Origin of the sequence: Pseudomonas vranovensis DSM 16006 (assembly GCF_000425805.1) — a bacterium.
Classification (GTDB): Bacteria; Pseudomonadota; Gammaproteobacteria; order Pseudomonadales; family Pseudomonadaceae; genus Aquipseudomonas; species Aquipseudomonas vranovensis.
Window position 1 is genome coordinate 1 of sequence record NZ_AUED01000027.1, and the last position, 17,417, is coordinate 17,417.

General features: G+C 65.1%; 15 protein-coding genes. 13 read left to right on the forward strand and 2 right to left on the reverse strand.

What is annotated here, in order from left to right; all coding sequences use genetic code 11:
• A partial coding sequence (locus tag H621_RS27260) for a toxin VasX (protein WP_036990069.1) occupies positions 1-384 on the reverse strand: 384 nt, incomplete at its 3' end.
• A 261-nt stretch (positions 385-645) separates the two neighbouring features.
• On the opposite strand from H621_RS27260, the gene H621_RS0118480 reads away from it, so the two are divergent.
• Genes H621_RS0118480 through H621_RS0118490 form a run of 3 tightly spaced genes read left to right on the forward strand, consistent with a single transcriptional unit; the run spans position 646 to position 4,840 of the window.
• Complete coding sequence (locus H621_RS0118480; RefSeq protein WP_028944818.1) at positions 646-2,355, forward strand: FAD-binding protein; 1,710 nt, start codon at positions 646-648, stop codon at positions 2,353-2,355.
• An 8-nt stretch (positions 2,356-2,363) separates the two neighbouring features.
• A complete protein-coding gene (locus tag H621_RS27265) occupies positions 2,364-4,085 on the forward strand; it encodes an FAD-binding protein (protein WP_051270611.1) in 1,722 nt (573 codons plus the stop codon).
• Positions 4,082-4,840 (forward strand): SDR family oxidoreductase, encoded by a 759-nt coding sequence (locus H621_RS0118490; protein WP_028944819.1) that lies wholly within the window; start codon positions 4,082-4,084, stop codon positions 4,838-4,840. The genes H621_RS27265 and H621_RS0118490 overlap by 4 nt, the downstream gene beginning before the upstream one ends.
• 76 nt (positions 4,841-4,916) lie before the next feature.
• Here the strand turns inward: H621_RS0118490 and H621_RS0118495 are convergent, their stop codons facing one another.
• Positions 4,917-5,702: an enoyl-CoA hydratase gene (locus H621_RS0118495; protein WP_028944820.1), complete on the reverse strand. Its 786-nt coding sequence runs from the start codon at positions 5,700-5,702 to the stop codon at positions 4,917-4,919.
• Positions 5,703-5,836: 134 nt separating this feature from the next.
• Here H621_RS0118495 and H621_RS0118500 point away from each other — a divergent pair, with 134 nt between their 5' ends.
• From H621_RS0118500 to H621_RS0118545, 10 genes are all read left to right on the forward strand, one after another.
• On the forward strand, positions 5,837-6,622 hold the full coding sequence (locus H621_RS0118500) for an SDR family oxidoreductase (RefSeq protein ID WP_028944821.1): 786 nt from the start codon (positions 5,837-5,839) through the stop codon (positions 6,620-6,622).
• Between the two features lie 56 nt (positions 6,623-6,678).
• Complete coding sequence (locus H621_RS0118505) at positions 6,679-7,659, forward strand: bifunctional MaoC family dehydratase N-terminal/OB-fold nucleic acid binding domain-containing protein (protein ID WP_028944822.1); 981 nt, start codon at positions 6,679-6,681, stop codon at positions 7,657-7,659.
• Entirely contained in the window at positions 7,656-8,789 is a 1,134-nt protein-coding gene (locus H621_RS0118510; protein WP_028944823.1) for an acyl-CoA dehydrogenase family protein, read from the forward strand. The genes H621_RS0118505 and H621_RS0118510 overlap by 4 nt, the downstream gene beginning before the upstream one ends.
• On the forward strand, positions 8,761-9,180 hold the full coding sequence (locus tag H621_RS0118515; RefSeq protein WP_028944824.1) for a MaoC family dehydratase: 420 nt from the start codon (positions 8,761-8,763) through the stop codon (positions 9,178-9,180). Before H621_RS0118510 ends, H621_RS0118515 begins: the two co-directional genes overlap by 29 nt.
• Positions 9,181-9,197: 17 nt before the next feature.
• A complete protein-coding gene (locus H621_RS0118520; protein WP_028944825.1) occupies positions 9,198-10,376 on the forward strand; it encodes a lipid-transfer protein in 1,179 nt (392 codons plus the stop codon).
• Between the two features lie 10 nt (positions 10,377-10,386).
• A complete protein-coding gene (locus H621_RS0118525; protein ID WP_028944826.1) occupies positions 10,387-11,556 on the forward strand; it encodes an acyl-CoA dehydrogenase family protein in 1,170 nt (389 codons plus the stop codon).
• A gap of 39 nt (positions 11,557-11,595) precedes the next feature.
• Positions 11,596-12,801 carry an acyl-CoA dehydrogenase family protein gene (locus H621_RS0118530; RefSeq protein ID WP_028944827.1) on the forward strand — a complete coding sequence of 402 codons (1,206 nt, stop codon included), beginning with the start codon at positions 11,596-11,598 and terminating at the stop codon, positions 12,799-12,801.
• On the forward strand, positions 12,798-13,952 hold the full coding sequence (locus tag H621_RS0118535) for an acyl-CoA dehydrogenase family protein (protein ID WP_028944828.1): 1,155 nt from the start codon (positions 12,798-12,800) through the stop codon (positions 13,950-13,952). Before H621_RS0118530 ends, H621_RS0118535 begins: the two co-directional genes overlap by 4 nt.
• 12 nt (positions 13,953-13,964) lie before the next feature.
• Positions 13,965-15,653 (forward strand): class I adenylate-forming enzyme family protein, encoded by a 1,689-nt coding sequence (locus H621_RS0118540; protein WP_028944829.1) that lies wholly within the window; start codon positions 13,965-13,967, stop codon positions 15,651-15,653.
• 80 nt (positions 15,654-15,733) lie between these two features.
• Positions 15,734-17,116 (forward strand): DUF1329 domain-containing protein, encoded by a 1,383-nt coding sequence (locus tag H621_RS0118545; protein ID WP_028944830.1) that lies wholly within the window; start codon positions 15,734-15,736, stop codon positions 17,114-17,116.
• Positions 17,117-17,417 lie beyond the last annotated feature (301 nt).

Here is a 17,417-nt window from a genome sequence, read left to right on the forward strand (position 1 = left end):
ACTGAAGGCCGGGGGTGGTGGGGCATGGGGGAGGCCGGGCTCGGTCAGGGACAGCAAGCCGTTGGCGGCGATGCGGTAGGGCGGGTGCCAGGTGTAGCGGCCGGTGGTCTTGCGTTTTTCGAGGACATAGAGAAAGCCCTCGCGCAGGGTGCGGATGGCATAGCTGGCGTGCTGCAGTTCGCCGACCTGGTGCGGGTGGTGCAGGTGCGCTGGCAGCTCGGGCAGTTGCTGGCGCTGGCCGTGGTTGCCACCGACGACGGCGTAGCGCAGGGGCAGGAGGGTGAAAGTGCGGGTGCAGGTGACGGCGGGGCTGTTGTTGAAGGGTTCGCTCAGCTGTTCACAGAACTTGCGATTGATGGCGAAGATTTCATCCAGGCTGAACATAGGGCGTCCTTGAGCATGCGTGGCACAAGGCACGAACCTTAAATGGCAGGGCGGGGGCAAGTCGTTCCCAGGTGGTCCCAAAAGAATGTAGGAAAGTTCTCTTCTGGCTTGTTCCCCTCTACCAAACACTGTCCTTCCACATCTAGTCCGCTTTGACGATGAGTCCGAATAGGGGGGCGCTGATCATGGAGCACACCCGCCGGTCGCCGTGCGAGGGCGCCGGTAAAACCTCACTGACTCTCAGCCAATGGCATAACAATAATGACAGCTCAAGTTCAGACTCAAAGTGCCTACGACGTGATCGTCGTCGGTTCGGGCGCCGGTGCCATGACTTCAGCCGTGTTCCTTGCCGATCAGGGGTTCAGCGTGCTGATCGTCGAGAAGAGCGACAAGTACGGTGGCACTTCGGCGATCTCCGGCGGCGGTATCTGGATTCCCAACAATCACTACTTCGCCCGCAAAGGCGGTAACGATACGGTCGATCAGGCCCTGACCTACCTCAAGGCCGCTGCGGGCGATCATGTGGACGAAGCGCGCCTGCGTGCCTACCTCGACAACGCGCCGAAGATGATCGAAACCCTCACCCGCACCAGCCGTGTGCGCTACGCAGTGGCGGAGAAGTACCCCGACTACTATCCGCACCTGCCAGGGGCCTTGCCGGGCGGCCGCACGCTGGACCCCGAGTTGTTCGACACCAGCCTGCTGGGCGAAGAGCTGGACAATCTGCGCAAACCTTCACCCTCGACCCTGTTGATGGGCCGCATTGCCTGGACCGCCCGCCACGCCCACAAGGCCATGGCCCGGGGCTTTGGTTGGCAACTGCTGATTCTGCGCCTGATGCTGCGCTACAAGCTGGACTTCAAGTGGCGGCGCAAGAGCAAGTACGACCGCCGCGCCGCCCTGGGCAGTTCGCTGGTGGCATCGCTGCGTCGTTCGTTGATGGATCGCAATGTGCCGCTGTGGCTGAACACCGATTTCTCCGGCCTGGTCAGTGAGCAGGGCCGCGTGACGGGTGTGACGGTGGTGCGTGACGGGCGCGAGATGACGCTCAAGGCACGCCATGGGGTGATACTCGGCTCCGGCGGCTTCGAGCAGAACCAGGCGCTGCGCGAGCAGTATCTGCCGCAGCCCACGCGCATGGACTGGAGTGCCACGCCGCCGGGCAACAACACTGGCGCCGCGCTGCAGGCCGGCCTGGCCCAGGGGGCAGCCACGGCGTTGATGGACTGGGCCTGGTGGGCACCGACCATCGCTGTACCGGGTGAAGAGAAACCCCGTGGCATCTTTGCCGAACGCGCATTCCCCGGTGCCATCGTGGTCAATAGCCTGGGCAAGCGCTTTATCAACGAGGCCGCGCCGTATCTTGAATTCGTTGACGCCATGTACCGCGACAACGAAGTCACCGGCGGCAAGAGCGTGCCGGCCTGGGTGATTTTCGACGGGCACTTCCGTCACAACTACGCCATGGGCCCGCTGATGCCGGCCCAGGTCATGCCCGACAGCCGCCTGCGCAAGGAGTGGCTCAACACCCTGTACTGGAAGGCCGACACCCTGGCCGAGCTGGCGCAGATGATCGGCGTCGACGCCGCCGGTCTGGAAAACACCGTGACCGACGTCAACGATTATGCCCGCACCGGTATCGATCCCGACTTCGGCCGCGGCGGCAATGTGTTCGACCGCTACTACGGCGACAGCAACGTCAAACCCAACCCGTGCCTGGCGCCGCTGCGCAAGGGGCCGTACTACGCCATGCGCATGGACGCTGGTGATATCGGCACCAAGGGGGGCCTGCTGACCAACGCCGATGCCCAAGTGGTGCGCGAGGATGGCCAGCCGATTGCCGGGCTGTACGCCATCGGCAACTGCTCGGCCTCGGTGATGGGCACCAGCTACCCCGGTGCCGGTGGCACCCTGGGGCCGGCCATGACCTTTGCCTACGTGGCTGCCAATCACCTCGCCAGCCAACGCTAGGAGCCGCCATGCAGACGTCCGATACGGTTTCAAGTTGCAGCGCCATCCTGGCGCCGTTACGGGTCAGCGACAGCAAGACGCTGAAATGGGATGAACAGTGCGATGTGCTGGTCATCGGCTGGGGCGCGGCCGGTGCCTGCGCAGCCCTGGAGGCCCGCGCCAGTGGCGCCGATGTGCTGGTCGCCGACCGCTTTACCGGCGGGGGGGCCAGTGCCAAGAGTGGCGGGGTGGTGTATGCCGGCGGCGGTACTCGCCAGCAGCAGGCCGCCGGTGTCACCGACAGTCCGCAAGCCATGTTCGATTACCTCAAGCATGAAACCAGCGGTGTGGTCAGCGATACCACCCTGCGGCGCTTCTGCGACCAGAGCGTTGCCAACCTTGAATGGCTGCAAGGCCACGGCGCGCCCTATGGCCACCAGATGCCACCGGGTGGCAAGACCTCGTACCCGGCCGATGGCTATTTTCTCTACTACTCCGGCAACGAGCTGGTGCCTTCACACACTGACACCTTGCCACCTGCGCCGCGAGGCCATCGTACCGTGGGCAAGGGGCAGGGCGGTGCTGTGCTGTATGGCCACCTCCAGGCCGCGTGCCTGAAGGCAGGTGTGCGCCCGTTGCTGCAAGCGGCGGCGCGGCGGCTGGTGCTCGACGGTCAGGGCCGGGTGATCGGTGCCGAGTTGTGGCGCCTGCCACCGGGCAGTGAGGCGGCCAAGACCCACGCGCGCCTCGCTGCCCGCGCCGAGCGCTGGCAGAACCTGGCGCCAGGGTACTGCGACACGCTGCGCCAGCGCGTCAGCAAGCTTGAGCGCGAGCATGCGCAACCTTACCGGGTACACGCCCGTCAGGGGGTGGTGCTCAGCACTGGCGGCTTTATCTTCAACCGTGAGTTGATGCGCGAACATGCGCCGGGCTATCGGCGCAACTTCAAGGTGGGGGCCACGGGTTGTGACGGCAGCGGCCTGCGCCTGGGCCAGAGCGCCGGGGCAGCCAGCGGCGGGCTTGAGCGGGTGTCGGCCTGGCGCTTCATCAACCCGCCGCACTGCTGGCCCAAGGGCATTGTGGTCAACCGCGACGGCAAGCGCTTTTGCAACGAGGAAGTGTATGGCGCCACCCTCGGCCAGCCGCTGATGGAAGAGCAGGGTGGCCGTGCCTGGCTGGTGCTCGATGCCCGCTTGCGGGCCAAGGCCATACGCCAGGCGCTGTTCGGCGGCTACTGGTGGTTCCAGACCGTACCGGCACTGGCGCTGATGCTGATCAAGCCTCGCAAGGGCAAGACCCCGGCGCAGCTAGCCCAGGCCGCCGGCATGCAGGTCGAGGCGCTGAAGCAGGCGCTGCAGCGCAACAATGCGGCGGCCAGGGGCGAAGCCGAGGACGACTTTGGCAAGTCGCCGGGTAGTCGTCAGGTGCTGGACCAAGGCCCGTTTTATGCCTGTGACATCTCCGTGGGCAATCCTGTTTTTCCGCTGGGGGCGCTGACCCTGGGTGGCCTGAAGGTGGATGAAGACAGCGGCGCCGTGCTCGACGCCCAGGGGCAGGCGATTGCCGGCTTGTATGCCGCAGGGCGCACAGCATTGGGTATTCCTTCGCACCTGTACATCAGTGGTCTGTCGCTGGCGGACTGCGTGTTTTCCGGGCGTCGTGCGGGGGCCGCCATTGCGGGGCAGACCCACAGCCAGGTAGGAGCGGGCGTGCCCCGCGAAGAACCGCAAACAATAAAAGGTGAAATATGAGCGCACGCGTACAAGGTAAAGTCGCCCTCGTCACTGGTGGCGCCAACGGTATCGGTCGCGCCTGCGCGCGCCTGCTGGCGGCAGAAGGCGCGCAGGTACTGATCAGTGATGTCGATGAACAAGCGGGCCAGGCCCTGGCTGCCGAGATCGGCGCAGCGGCTGCGTTCATCCGTCACGATGCCAGCAGCGAAAGCGACTGGCAGCACGTCATGGCGTTGCTGCGCGACCGTTACGGGCGCCTGGACATCCTGTTCAATAACGCCGGTATCCTGCGCAGCGGCTCGGTGGAAGACACCACGCTGGACACCTGGCACCAGGTCCTGCGGGTCAATAGCGACAGTGTGTTCATCGGCTGTCGCGAGGCCATTTCGTTGATGAAGGCCACGGGTGGCTCGATCATCAACATGTCATCGATTGCGGCGTTGGGCGGACGCGGGGACTACCTGGCCTACAGTGCCTCCAAAGGTGCGGTGGCAGCGTTGTCGCGGTCGGTGGCGGTGCATTGTCGTCAGCGCAAGTACCGGATTCGCTGCAATACCTTGCACCCGGACAGTGTGCTCACCGCCATGACCCGCGGTAGTTACCCAGCGGGGATGGACCCGGAGCGCATGACCATCGACAGTGATCCGATGCAGCGGATGTGCCTGCCTGAGGACGTGGCGGCCAGTGTGCTGTTCTTGGCCAGCGATGAGTCACGGGCGATCAATGGGGTGGAGTTGCGGGTCGATAGTGGGCAGTTGTTGATGAGTATCTGATGGGTACGCGACGGTCGCGGGGCAAGCGTGCTCTTACCGGGCGGTAGGAGCGGGCTTGCCCCGCGACCGGGTGTGCTCAATGTCCCTCGAACCGCGCCGCCCGTTTTTCAATGAACGCCTGCATGCCTTCCTTCTGGTCCCTCGACGCAAACAGCAGCGCATTGGCCTTGCGCTCCAGTGCCAGGCCTGCCTCCAATGGCGCATCCATGCCATTGAGGATCACTTCCTTGATCTGTTCGGCTGCCAGCGCCGGCATCGCGGCAATCACCCCGGCCAGCTCCAACGCCTTGGCCTGCACCTGGTCATCGTCTACCAGGTCGCTCACCAACCCTGCCACCCACGCCTCTTCGGCACTGATCGGCTGCCCGGTCAGGGCCATACGCATGGCTTTGACCTTGCCCACTGCGCGCACCAGGCGCTGGGTGCCGCCGATGCCGGGCATGATGCCAATGCGGATTTCCGGCTGGCAGAAGCGCGCGCCACGGCCCGCGACGATCAGGTCGGCGAGCATCGCCAATTCGCAGCCGCCGCCATAGGCGTAGCCGCACACTGCGGCGATCACCGGCTTTGGGCAATGCTGGATCGGTGCCCACACCCGTTCGGTATGGCGTTTGTAGATGTCGATGGGCCCGACCCCGGCCATGCTGTTGATGTCGCCCCCGGCGGCAAACACTTTGTCGCCGCCGGTGAGCAGTATGCAGCGCACTCCAGGGTCATCGGCCAGGGTGGTGAAGTGTTGCGACAGCAGCGCCTGCAGTTCAAGGCTCAGGGCATTGGTGGCCTGGGGACGGTTCAGGCGCAGCAGGGCGACGCCGGGCAGCGGGTGTTCGAGCAGAACCGGTGGGGTGGTGGAGTCGTCCATGGGCATCCTTGTGCGCGTAGTCGTTGACCTCCAGTGTCGTGAGCCACCCGGTGCAATTCATCGTCCGTTCAGACGAAGTACGCCTGCGCGGTTGCCCCTAGAGTGACCCTTGTCAAACGAACAAGGAGCACGACATGGGTCAGCACGCGGGGTTGGATTACAGCGGCAAGGTGGTGCTCGTCACGGGCGGCACCAAGGGTATCGGCGCAGGCATCGCCAGCGAGTTTCTCGCCGCCGGGGCCAAGGTGATTGTCTGTGCCCGGCATGCGCCATTGCAGGTACCGACGCATGGCAACAACAGTGCGGCGTTCATGCCGGCGGATGTGCGTGACAGCGATTCGCTACAAGCGCTGTTCGATGCGATCCACCACGAATACGGCCGCCTCGATGTACTCGTCAACAACGCCGGCGGCAGCCCGCGGGCACCGGCTGCCGAAGCATCGCCACGGTTTCACGAGAGCATCATCCGCCTCAACCTGATCGCCCCCTTCAATGTCGCCCAGCACGCCAACCGGCTGATGCAGGGGCAGGCCGAAGGAGGCTGCATTGTCTTTATCGGCAGTATCAGTGCCCTGCGTTCTTCGCCGGGTACCGCCGCCTATGGCGCGGCCAAGGCCGGTGTACTGGCGCTGGTGCAGTCGCTGGCAGTGGAGTGGGCACCGAAGGTGCGGGTGGTGGCCGTCAGCCCGGGGCTGGTGCTGACCGAGCAGGCGCACCTGCACTACGGCACCGACGCCGGGATCGCCGCAGTGAGCGCCGGCATTCCTGCCGGGCGCATGGCTGTGGCCCAGGACATCGCCAACGCCTGCCTGTACATCGCTTCGCCACTGGCCGCTTACGCCAGCGGCTGCAACCTGCTGCTGCACGGCGGTGGCGAGCGTCCGGCGTTTCTGGATGCGGCCGAGGTGCTGCCGACCTGATCGACCCCGGCAGCGCCGGCGTGCCGGTCGCTGCCCTCACTTTGCAGGAGACGACTGTGGCAGATCCACAATTGCTGTCCAATGTGAGCGCCCTGGTGGGGCGCCAATACGGGCGGGTGTATGCCTGGGATGAGGTAAACGCACCGATGATTCGCCAATGGTGCGAGATCATGGGCGTGGACAACCCGCTCTACACCGATCCATGCGCTGCCCTTGAAAGTGTTCACGAAGGCCTGATCGCCCCCCCGGGGATGCTTCAGGTGTGGACGATGGAGGGTTTTCACGCCAACAACTATCCACCCGGTTCCACCGACGAGAACCCCTACGAAGTACTCAAGCTGTTTGAAGCGCACGGCTACAACTCAGTGGTGGCGGTGAACTCCGAACTGAGCTTCAACCGGCCCGTGCGCCTGGGCGAAAAACTCTACTACACCACCCGCCTGGAGTCGGTTGGCGAGGAAAAAACCACCGGCCTCGGCACCGGCTTTTTCGTCACCCTGGTGATGAGCCACTTTGTCGAGAAAACCGGTGGCGATGAGCCGGTGGGCGAATTGCTGTTCCGTGTGTTCAAGTTCCGTCCGGCGGCCCAGGCCCCGGCAGCGCCTGCCAATGAGGCGCCAGTAGTGGCCAAGCGGCCGCTGCCGGGTGTCAGCGACGACACCCGGTTCTTCTGGGAAGGCTGCGCCAAGGGCCAGTTGCTGATCCAGCGCTGCACCGCCTGCTCGACGCTGCGTCACCCGCCAGCGCCGGTGTGCATCCAGTGCCACAGCTTTGACTGGGATACCGTGCAGGCCAGTGGCCGGGGCAGCCTGTATTCCTTCGTGGTCATGCACTACCCGGTGGTGGCGCCATTCGAGCACCCCAACCCCATCGGCCTGATCGAGCTGGAGGAGGGCGTACGCCTGATCGCCGGCCTGGTGGGCGTGGCGCCTGGCCAATTGCAGATCGGCCAGCGCCTGCAGGTGGAGTTCCAAGTCTTCGATGAGCAGCAGACCTTACCGCTGTTCCGACCGGTTGCCGGGCAGGAGGCGTCATGAACTTCGAGCTGAGCGAAGACCAGCGCGCCATCGCCCAAATGGCCGACAGCTTGTTCGCCGATCACTGTGACGACGATGCCCTGCGCCAATGGGACAGCAGTGGCGAAGCGATGATGAGCGATCTCTGGGGCCTGTGCGTGGAAACCGGGCTGCATGCCCTGGCGATTCCCGAGCAGGCCGGTGGCAGCGACCTGGGCCTGACCGAGCTGATGCTGGTGCTCCAGGCCCAGGGCCGCAGCCTGGGCCAGGTACCGCTGTGGCGCCATCAACTGGCAGCGGCAACCCTGGCGAACTTTGCCCTGGGCCAGGCGGCGAGCTGGGCTGAACGGGCCGCATCGGCCGAGGTGATCCTGACCTTGTCCATCGACGCCCGTGCCGGTGCCTGCGGTATCGAACTCAAGGCGCAGCCTTGTGAAGGCGGCTGGTTGCTCGATGGCAGGGTCTCGGCGCTCGCCTTCGGCCAGCAGGCCCAGGCCGCGCTGGTACTGGCCGAGGCCGAGGGCCAGCCACGGCTGGTGCTGCTGGACCTCGGTGCTGCCCAAGTGCGCCGTGTACCGGGCGTACTGACCCATGGCGAGCCGGTGGCCGAAGTCGAGGTCCAGGGCCTGCGCATCGGTGCCGAGCAACTGCTGCCGGGGCCGGCGCTGGACTGGCTGGAGCCGCGTGCCCAGGCGGCCCTGGCCGCCCTGCAACTGGGCGTCAGTGCCGAGCACATCCGCCGCACCGTGGCCTACGTCAGCGAGCGCGAGCAGTTCGGCCGGCCGATCGGCAGCTTCCAGGCTGTGCAAATGAGCATGGCCGATGCCCACATCGCCCTCGAAGCCCTGCGCAGCAGCCTCTGGCAGTTGTGCTACCGACTCGATGCCGGCCTGGGCACTAGCGCCCAAGCCCTGGCCACGGCGTACCTGGCCTGCGAGGCCGGGCACCGCATTGGCCATAACGCGCAGCACGTGCATGGCGGTATCGGCGTGGACCTTACCTACCCGATCCACCGTTTTCTCTATTGGAGCCGCGCCCTGGGCCTTGCCCTGGGGGGATCGGCGGCAAGCCTGGAACGCCTTGGCGACTGGCTGGGCGATAACGACAAGCTGGGATGGAAATATGACCTCGAAGAACACTTTGCGCTTTGAAGACGTGCACCCCGGCGACGCGCTGCCGGAGCTGGTGATCCCGATCACCGTGGGCCTGATCGCGGGCGGTGCGATTGCCACCCGTGACTACTTCCCGGGGCACCACGACCTGGAGGCGGCCAAGGCTCTGGGTTCACCGCACATCTTCATGAACATCCTCACCACCAACGGCCTGGTGCAGCGCTTTGTCGAAGGCTGGGCAGGGCCACTGGCGCAGTTCCTGTCGCTGAAGATCAAGCTGGGCGCGCCCAATTACCCCGGCGACAGCATGACCTTCAACGGTAGCGTCGCCAGCAAGGATGCCGACACCGGCACGGTGCAGGTGACCTTGAGCGGCAAGAATTCCATGGGCAATCACGTGACCGGTACGGTCGCGCTGATCCTGCCCTGACAGGCGGAGACACTCAGATGACCGATTCATCGCTAAGCGGGCGCGCCGCCATTGTTGGCCTGGGCGCCACCGAATTTTCCAAGAACTCCGGGCGCACCGAACTGCGCCTGGCCCTGGAAGCCACCTTGAGCGCACTCAAGGATGCCGGTATCGACCCTTCCGAAGTAGAGGGCTTCAGCTCTTACTCGGTCGACAAGGTGCCCGAGTACGAAATCGCCCGCCTGCTCGGTTGCAAGGACGTCAAGTTCTTCTCCCAGGTGCCTCACGGCGGCGGCGCTGCCTGCGGGCCGGTGATGCATGCGGCCATGGCCGTGGCCACCGGTGTCGCCAAGGTGGTGGTGGTCTACCGGGCCATGAACGAGCGCTCCTGGTACCGCTTCGGCACCGGCACCTACGGCTTTGCCTCGACACCGATCTTCGAGAACGTCAACTACGGCTGGTACATGCCCCACGGCTTTCACACGCCGGCCGCCTGGGTAGGCATGTTCGCCCAGCGCTACATGCATACCTACGGCGCCACCTCCGAAGATTTCGGCCGGGTAGCGGTAGCGGTGCGCGACTTTGCCGCGACCAACCCGGCAGCGTTCTTCCATGGCAAGCCGATCACCCTGGAAGAGCATCAGGCCTCGCGCTGGATCTGCGAGCCCCTGCACCTGCTCGACTGCTGCCAGGAGTCCGATGGCGCGGTGGCCATGGTCATCACTTCGGCCGAGCGTGCCCGCGACCTGCCGCAAAAGCCGGTGATCATCAAGGCCGGGTCCCAGGGCATCACCGATGGCCAGCAGATCATGACCTCGTTCTACCGCGACGACATCACCGGCCTGCCGGAGATGGGCGTGGTGGCCCGCGAGCTGTACCGCCAGTCGAAGCTGGGCCCGGACGACCTGCAGACCGCAGTGATCTACGACCACTTCACCCCGTTCGTGCTGCCGCAACTTGAAGAATTCGGCTTTGCCCGTCGCGGCGAGGCCAAGGAATTCATTCGCGCCGGTCATCACGCCCGTGGCGGCAAGTTGCCGATCAACACCCACGGCGGTCAGTTGGGCGAGGCCTACATCCACGGCATGAACGGCGTGGCCGAAGCGGTGCGCCAGGTGCGCGGCACGGCGGTCAACCAGGTGGAGGATGTCCACAACGTGCTGGTGACCGCCGGTACCGGCGTGCCCACCAGCGGCCTGATTCTCGGCGCGGCCTAAGGAGCAGCACATGTTCGTCGACCTCACCCCCGAACAACAGGCACTGCGCCACAAGGTGCGCGACTACTTCCAGGCCCTGATGACTCCACAACTGCGCGAGCAGCTGCGCGGCCAGGAAGGCGGCGAGCTGTTTCGCCAGACGATACGCCAGATGGGCCGCGACGGCTGGCTGGCCGTAGGCTGGCCCAAGGAGCACGGTGGCCAGGGTTATGCCGCCACCGAGCAGTTGATCTTCTTCGAAGAGGCCAACATTGCCGGTGCGCCGTTGCCGTTCGTGACCATCAGCACCGTAGGCCCGGCCCTGATCACCCATGGCAGCGCGCAGCAGAAGGAGCGCTTCTTGCCAGGCATTGCCGGCGGCGAAATCATGTTCGCCATCGGCTACTCAGAGCCCGGTGCCGGCAGCGACCTGGCGGTACTCAAGACCACTGCGCGGCCCGAAGACGACCACTTTGTGGTCAACGGCAACAAGCTGTGGACCTCGGGCGCGGAGTCGGCCGACTACATCTGGCTGGCAGCGCGTACCGATCCCACTCAGGCGCGGCACAAGGGTGTGTCGATCCTGATTCTCGACACCCAGTTGCCGGGCTTTTCCAGCACCCTGATCCCGACCACCAGCAACCCCACCACGGCCACCTACTACGACAACGTGCGGGTGCCCAGGGACATGTTGGTCGGCGAGCTGCACGGCGGCTGGAAGCTGATCACCGCCCAGCTCAACCACGAGCGCCTGGGCCTGGGCTCCTGGTCGGACAAGATCGCCGGGCTGTTCCGCCGCGTCTACCTGTGGGCCCGCAGCCAGGATGAACAGGGCCGCCGGGCGATGGACAAGGCCTGGGTGCGCACCTCGCTGGCCGAGTGTTATGCGCGCCTTGAAGCCATGCGCCTGACCAACTTTCGCATTGCTGCCGACCTTGAGAACGACCGTGTGGACGTGGCCCTGGCCTCGACCACCAAGGTCTACGGCTCGGAGTCGGCCATCGAGATCCTGCGCCGGCTGGCGGCCATTGTCGGCGCCAACGGCTCGCTGCGCAGTGGCTCGGCGGCGGCCTTGCTGCAGGGCGACCTGGAGTACGAGGTGCGCGCCTCGGTGACCGTGACCTTCGGTGGCGGTACCAACGAGATCCAGCGCGAACTGATCGCCCAGTTCGGCCTTGGCATGCCCCGTCCACAACGGTAGGCCTGGCGGTGTAACCCAACAACAATAAAGGTCAATCTCATGAGCACCATCGAGCAATTTCGGCACGACACCCGGGCGTGGCTTGAGGCCAACTGCCCGCCCTCCATGCGCACCGCCATGGGTGAGGGCGACGTGGTCTGGGGCGCGCAGCGGCCACAGTTCCCGAGCGCCGACGCGCAGTTGTGGTTCGAGCGCATGCGCGACAAGGGCTGGTTCTGCCCCGAGTGGCCCGAGGCGTATGGCGGTGCAGGCCTGAGCGCCGAGCAACTGGCGGTGCTGGAAAGCGAAATGCGCCGCCTCAAGTGCCGACCGCCACAGATCAACCTGGGCGTATGGATGCTCGGACCCGTGCTGCTGGAGTTCGGCAGCGAGGAGCAAAAGCGCGCCTTGCTGCCGCCCATGGCGCGCGGCGAAGTGCGCTGGTGCCAGGGCTTTTCCGAGCCCAACGCCGGCTCCGACCTCGCCAGCCTGAAGATGAGCGCCCGCGATGCGGGTGATCACTTCGTGGTCGATGGCAGCAAGATCTGGACCTCCTATGGCGACAAGTCCGACTGGATGTACGCGCTGGTGCGTACGGATACGGCCGCGCCCAAGCACGAGGGCATCAGCCTGATCGTGCTCGACATGCGCAGCCCCGGCGTGAACCCGGTGCCGATTGACCTGATCAGTGGCAAGTCGGCGTTCTGCCAAGTGTTCTTCGACGGCGTCAAAGTGCCCAAGCACCAATTGATCGGCCCGCTCAACGGCGGTTGGAACCTGGCCAAGCGGCTGCTGCAACACGAGCGCAAGGCCATGTCCAAGTTCGGCGAGATCAGCCTGCCATCCCATGTCGACCTGCTGGCGTTGCTGCGCGAGTACCTGCCGCAACCGCGCAGCCAGAGTGAACTGGTGCTGCAGGGCCGCGCCGTGGCCTGCGCGATGAACGAGCGTGCCTACGACCTCACGGTGCAGCGCATGGGGCAAGCGGCGCAGGCGGGCGACGACATCAGTGGCCTGATGGCGATCATGAAGCTGGTACACACCGAGCAGGAACGCGACAAGTTCGAAGTGCTGCTCGACCTCATGGGTGGCTACGCCATGGGCTGGCAGTCCGAGGCCTTCAACGATCCGCAGTTGAACATTACTCGCAGCTGGCTCAACAGCTATGCCCTGACCATCTCCGGCGGCGCGTCGGAGGTGCAGCTCAACGTAATTGCCAAGCGCGTGCTTGGCCTGCCCGATGCCAAGAAAGGAGTGACGCCATGAACCTGGTCTATAGCGACGAGCAGCGTTTGCTGGCCGACAGCGCGCGGGACTTTCTCGCCGCCCGCAGCCCGGTCAGCGCCCAGCGTCGGTTGCGTGACGAGGCCGGCGGCATGGGTTTCGACCCGCAGCTGTGGCGCGATGCCGTGGCGCTGGGCTGGAGCGCGATTCCGTTTCCCGAGCAACTGGGGGGCCTGGATTTCGGCTGCATGGGCCTGGGACCGATCTTCGAGTCCATCGGTCGCAATCTTGCGGCCACGCCATTGTTGTCCAGCGTGGTGCTGGGTGGCTCGCTGCTGCACCTGGCCGGTAGCGCCGCGCAGCAGGACCGCTGGCTGGCACCGCTGATCGCAGGTGACCTGCGCCTGGCCCTGGCCCTGGACGAACAGGCCCGGCATGCGCCGCAAGGCACGGGGCTGGAAGCCCGTGCCGATGGCGATGGTTATTGCCTTGAGGGCGACAAGTACTGGGTGCTCGATGGCCTGGGCGCCGATGCCTACCTGGTGGCGGCACGCGTGGCCGGCATCGCCGGGGACGCGCAGGGCATCAGCCTGTTCCTGCTGCCGGCCAATACGCCGGGGCTGCAGTGCAGCGCCTTGCCGCTGATCGATGCACGCAATTGCGCACGCTTGCGCCTGGAGCAGGTACGGGTGGGGCGCGAGGCGTTGCTGGGTGAGCCGGGGCAGGGCTGGGCCAGCCTGGACCTTGCCCTGGACCGGGGGCGGGCGTGCCTGGCAGCCGAGATGCTGGGCGCTGCCGAGCAGCTGTTCGAGACCACCCTGGACTACCTCAAGACGCGGGTGCAGTTCGACACGCCAATTGGCAGCTTCCAGGCCCTGCAGCACCGCACCGCCCAGCTCTATGTCGACCTGGCCTTGAGCCGCAGCGCGGTCATGGCGGCCTTGTCGGCACTCGATGACCATAGCCTGGACGCCGCCGCTCGTGGCCGCCTGGTCAGCCTGGCCAAGTGGAAGGTCGGCGATACCGCGCTCAAGGTCAGCAATGAGGCGGTGCAGATGCATGGCGGCATCGGTGTCACCGATGAGCTGGATGTGGGCCTGTACCTGAAGCGGGTGCGGGTGGCCCAGGCCTGCCTGGGTGATCGCGACTTTCATTGCGAGCGCTACGCGGCCCTGGCCACGGCGAGCGCCTGAGCGGAGAACACTATGATCGAGCAACGCTGGCAAAGCGCCTGGGAGCAACTGATTGCGCCGGGCTCGCCGTTTGAAGTGGTGACCCCGGCCGACGGCGGCCCGCGCCACTTTCGCCACGCCGCTACCGACCTGCTGCAACTCATCGACGCTGCGCGGGTGCATGGCAACCGCGAATTCGTGGTGTGGCAGGAACAGCGCCTGACGTTCGACCAGTACTTTGACCAGGTCGATCGCCTGGCCGGGCAACTGATCGGCAGTTTCAACGTCAAGCCCGGTGAGCGCGTGGCCATCGCCATGCGCAACCAGCCGGCCTGGCTGGTGGCCTTTGCCGCCATCCAGCGCTGCGGTGCAGTGTGTGTGCCGCTCAACAGCTGGGGCCTGCGCGACGAGTTGCTGCACGGTGTGCAGGACAGCGGCGCCTGCCTGCTGCTGTGCGATGACGCCCGCTTGCAGGTGGTCGCCCAGGACCTGGCCGCGATCAACCTGCCAACCATTGTGGTCGGCGCCACGCCAGGGCTGGCACTGCCCGATCACTGTCGCCGCTACGAGTACCTGCTGGCGGCGCCACCGTTGCCGGTGCCGGCGCTGCAGCCGGACCCGGATGCCGCGGCATTGATCCTCTACACCTCGGGTACCACCAGCCGCGCCAAAGGGGTGTTGTCCAGTCACCGGGCGATCTGCCAGGCGCTGACAGCGCTGGAGTTCCAGGGTGCTCACTGCGCCATGAGCTCGCCTGAGCGCATCGGTGCGGTGATCGACAGCGGCTTTGCCCCGACCAGCCTGATTGCCGTGCCGTTGTTCCATGTCAGTGGCCTGCATGCGCAGTTCTTGTTGGCCCTGCGCACCGGCCGGCGCCTGGTGCTGATGTACAAGTGGGATGTGGAGCGCGCGCTGGACCTGATTCGCGACGAGCACTGCACCCAGTTCAACGGCGCACCGGTGATGATGCAGCAGTTGGTGGACTCGCCGCGCTTTGGCGGCGAGCACACCGCCAGCCTGTTCGGCCTTGGCTTGGGGGGTGGCGCCTCGACGACGGGCTTGCTCGCCAGCATGATCGAGCGCAAACCCGATGCCATTGGCGGCAGCGGCTACGGCCTGACCGAAAGCAACGGCATCGGCGCGGCAGTGGGGGGCGACCAGTTCGTCTACAAACCGACCAGCTGTGGCTGGCCCTTGCCGATCGTCGATGTGCGTATCGGCGACGACCCCCACCAGCCGTTGCCCACCGGCAGCAGCGGCCTGATCTGGCTGCGCTCGCCGACCTTGATGAACGGCTACTGGAACCTGCCAGGCGAAAGCGCCGCCACCTTGCGCGATGGCTGGCTCGATACCGGCGACACCGGCTACCTCGATGAAGAAGGCTTTCTGTGCATCAGTGGACGGATCAAGGATCTGATCAACCGGGGCGGCGAGAAGATCTCGGCGGCCGAGATCGAAGCCTGCATCGGTGACATGCCGGGGGTGGAGGAGGCGGCCGCGTTCGCCATACCGCATCCGCAGCTGGGCGAGGCGGTGGCACTGGCCGTTCGTGCCGTGCAGCACCTCGATGCCCAGGCGATCTGCGCCTACATCGGCGAACGCCTGGCGGCCTACAAGGTACCGGCGCAGGTGTTCCTGCACAGCACACCGTTGCCGCGCAATGCCACCGGCAAAGTGATCAAGAGCGAGCTGCAAAAAACTGCCGCGCAGGCCGATTTTTAGTCTTTGTGGACGATGAATGCTGCGCCAGAACGCGAAGAATGAGCTGTACCCGAAAGCCTTATAAGCGAAGGAGGCAATACATGAAAATAACAACAACAGGTGTCGTGCTCGCGACCGCGATGGTGGTCAATACCGGCCTGATCGGTAGCGCACTGGCACAGGTGTCGCCCCAGGAAGCAGAAAAATTGGGCAAGGAGCTGACCTGCGTCGGCGCCGAGCAGGCTGGCAACGCCGCGGGCACCATCCCGCCTTACACCGGCAAATACCTGGGTGAAGTACCGGGCTGGAACCATGTGAAATTCTCCGGCGACCAGCCGGTGGACCCGTACGCCGCTGAAAAGCCGATTGTGGTGATCACCGCGCAGAACATGGCCCAGTACGAAGCCAACCTTACCGACGGCCAGAAAGCCCTGCTGAAGAAATACCCCACCAGCTACAAGATGAACATCTACCCGGGCCATCGGGACTTCCGCTACCCCGACTACGTCTGCAACCGGGCCAAGTACAACGCCTTGAACGCCAAGCTGGTCAACGACGGGCTGGGTATCGAAGGCCTGGGGCAGATACCGTTCCCGATTCCCAAGAACGGCATGGAGGTGATGTGGAACCACCAGTTGCCTGCGCGGGCCTACACCGAGGAAAAAATCAGCGACCTGGCGTCGGTATTGCCCAACGGCAGCATCGGCTGGGGCCGTGCCCACGCGCGCAACCTGTCCCAGGCCAACTCGCCGACGGTCGAGCCCAAGACCGAGGGCCGGATCCAGGCCATGAGCTACAACACCACGCTCAAGCCCGCACGTGACAACGGCGTGATCAGCATCTCCCACGAACCCTACAACTTCGCCACCGATGCACGTCAGGCCTGGAACTACAGCCCCTCCACCCGTCGTGTGCGGCAGCTGCCGGGCTATGGCTACGACCAACCGATGATCGGCACCAACGGCACCATGATTGTCGACGAGGACCGCCTGTTCAACGGCGGGCCGGAGCGCTACACCTGGAAGCTGATCGGCAAGCGCGAGATCTACAGCCCGGCCAACGCCTTCAAGGCCAACGCTGCCAACGTCAAATACGCCGAACTGCTGACGCCCAACCATCCCAATCCCGAGTACATGCGTTATGAACTGCGCCGGGTATGGGTGGTGGAGGCCGACTTGAAGGAAGGCTATCGCCATGTGTATGGCAAGCGTGTGCTGTTCATCGACGAAGACACCTGGAACGCGGTGATGGCTGACAACTACGATGCCCGCGGGCAACTGTGGAAGCACGCCATGATCAACTATTACTACCACCCGGACATGAGTGGCTGGCAGGCGGGGTCGCAGTTCTTCATGGACCTGAACTCAGGGCAGTACACCGGCTATGGCATGACCAACGAGGCAAAGAAGGGGCCGATTCTCAACGAGTCGAAGTTCACCCCGGACATGTACACCGCGGATGCGGCGCGGGCTATCGGGCGCTGATCCAGTGATATGCCTGCTCCCACCACGGTGTTGTGGTGGGGGTGGGGTTGTTTTGCGATATGCGCCCTTGTGGCGCATTTTTTTTGGGCTTTGAGTCCTGGTGGTGTTGCGACTGTGGGCTTATCCATTTCATGCGGTGACGCTGCCGGCCCCTTCCGCCTTTACGGCGGCCTACTTTTTTCTTGGAAAAAGTAGGCAAACCCGCCTGCCCCACCAGGGGCCCTACGCTGCGCTTCGGGTCCCCTCACTGCGGTGTCGCTACGGGGCATTGCGAGCTACGCGTTGCAAGCAACGCTACGCT

Excerpts from the sequence above, each read along its gene's own strand:
- H621_RS0118480 (WP_028944818.1), top strand. The coding sequence starts at position 646 with ATGACAGCTCAAGTTCAGACTCAAAGTGCCTACGACGTGATCGTCGTC.
- H621_RS27265 (WP_051270611.1), top strand. The coding sequence starts at position 2,364 with ATGCAGACGTCCGATACGGTTTCAAGTTGCAGCGCCATCCTGGCGCCG.
- H621_RS0118490 (WP_028944819.1), top strand. The coding sequence starts at position 4,082 with ATGAGCGCACGCGTACAAGGTAAAGTCGCCCTCGTCACTGGTGGCGCC.
- H621_RS0118495 (WP_028944820.1), bottom strand. The coding sequence starts at position 5,702 with ATGGACGACTCCACCACCCCACCGGTTCTGCTCGAACACCCGCTGCCC.
- H621_RS0118500 (WP_028944821.1), top strand. The coding sequence starts at position 5,837 with ATGGGTCAGCACGCGGGGTTGGATTACAGCGGCAAGGTGGTGCTCGTC.
- H621_RS0118510 (WP_028944823.1), top strand. The coding sequence starts at position 7,656 with ATGAACTTCGAGCTGAGCGAAGACCAGCGCGCCATCGCCCAAATGGCC.
- H621_RS0118515 (WP_028944824.1), top strand. The coding sequence starts at position 8,761 with ATGACCTCGAAGAACACTTTGCGCTTTGAAGACGTGCACCCCGGCGAC.
- H621_RS0118520 (WP_028944825.1), top strand. The coding sequence starts at position 9,198 with ATGACCGATTCATCGCTAAGCGGGCGCGCCGCCATTGTTGGCCTGGGC.
- H621_RS0118525 (WP_028944826.1), top strand. The coding sequence starts at position 10,387 with ATGTTCGTCGACCTCACCCCCGAACAACAGGCACTGCGCCACAAGGTG.
- H621_RS0118530 (WP_028944827.1), top strand. The coding sequence starts at position 11,596 with ATGAGCACCATCGAGCAATTTCGGCACGACACCCGGGCGTGGCTTGAG.
- H621_RS0118535 (WP_028944828.1), top strand. The coding sequence starts at position 12,798 with ATGAACCTGGTCTATAGCGACGAGCAGCGTTTGCTGGCCGACAGCGCG.
- H621_RS0118540 (WP_028944829.1), top strand. The coding sequence starts at position 13,965 with ATGATCGAGCAACGCTGGCAAAGCGCCTGGGAGCAACTGATTGCGCCG.
- H621_RS0118545 (WP_028944830.1), top strand. The coding sequence starts at position 15,734 with ATGAAAATAACAACAACAGGTGTCGTGCTCGCGACCGCGATGGTGGTC.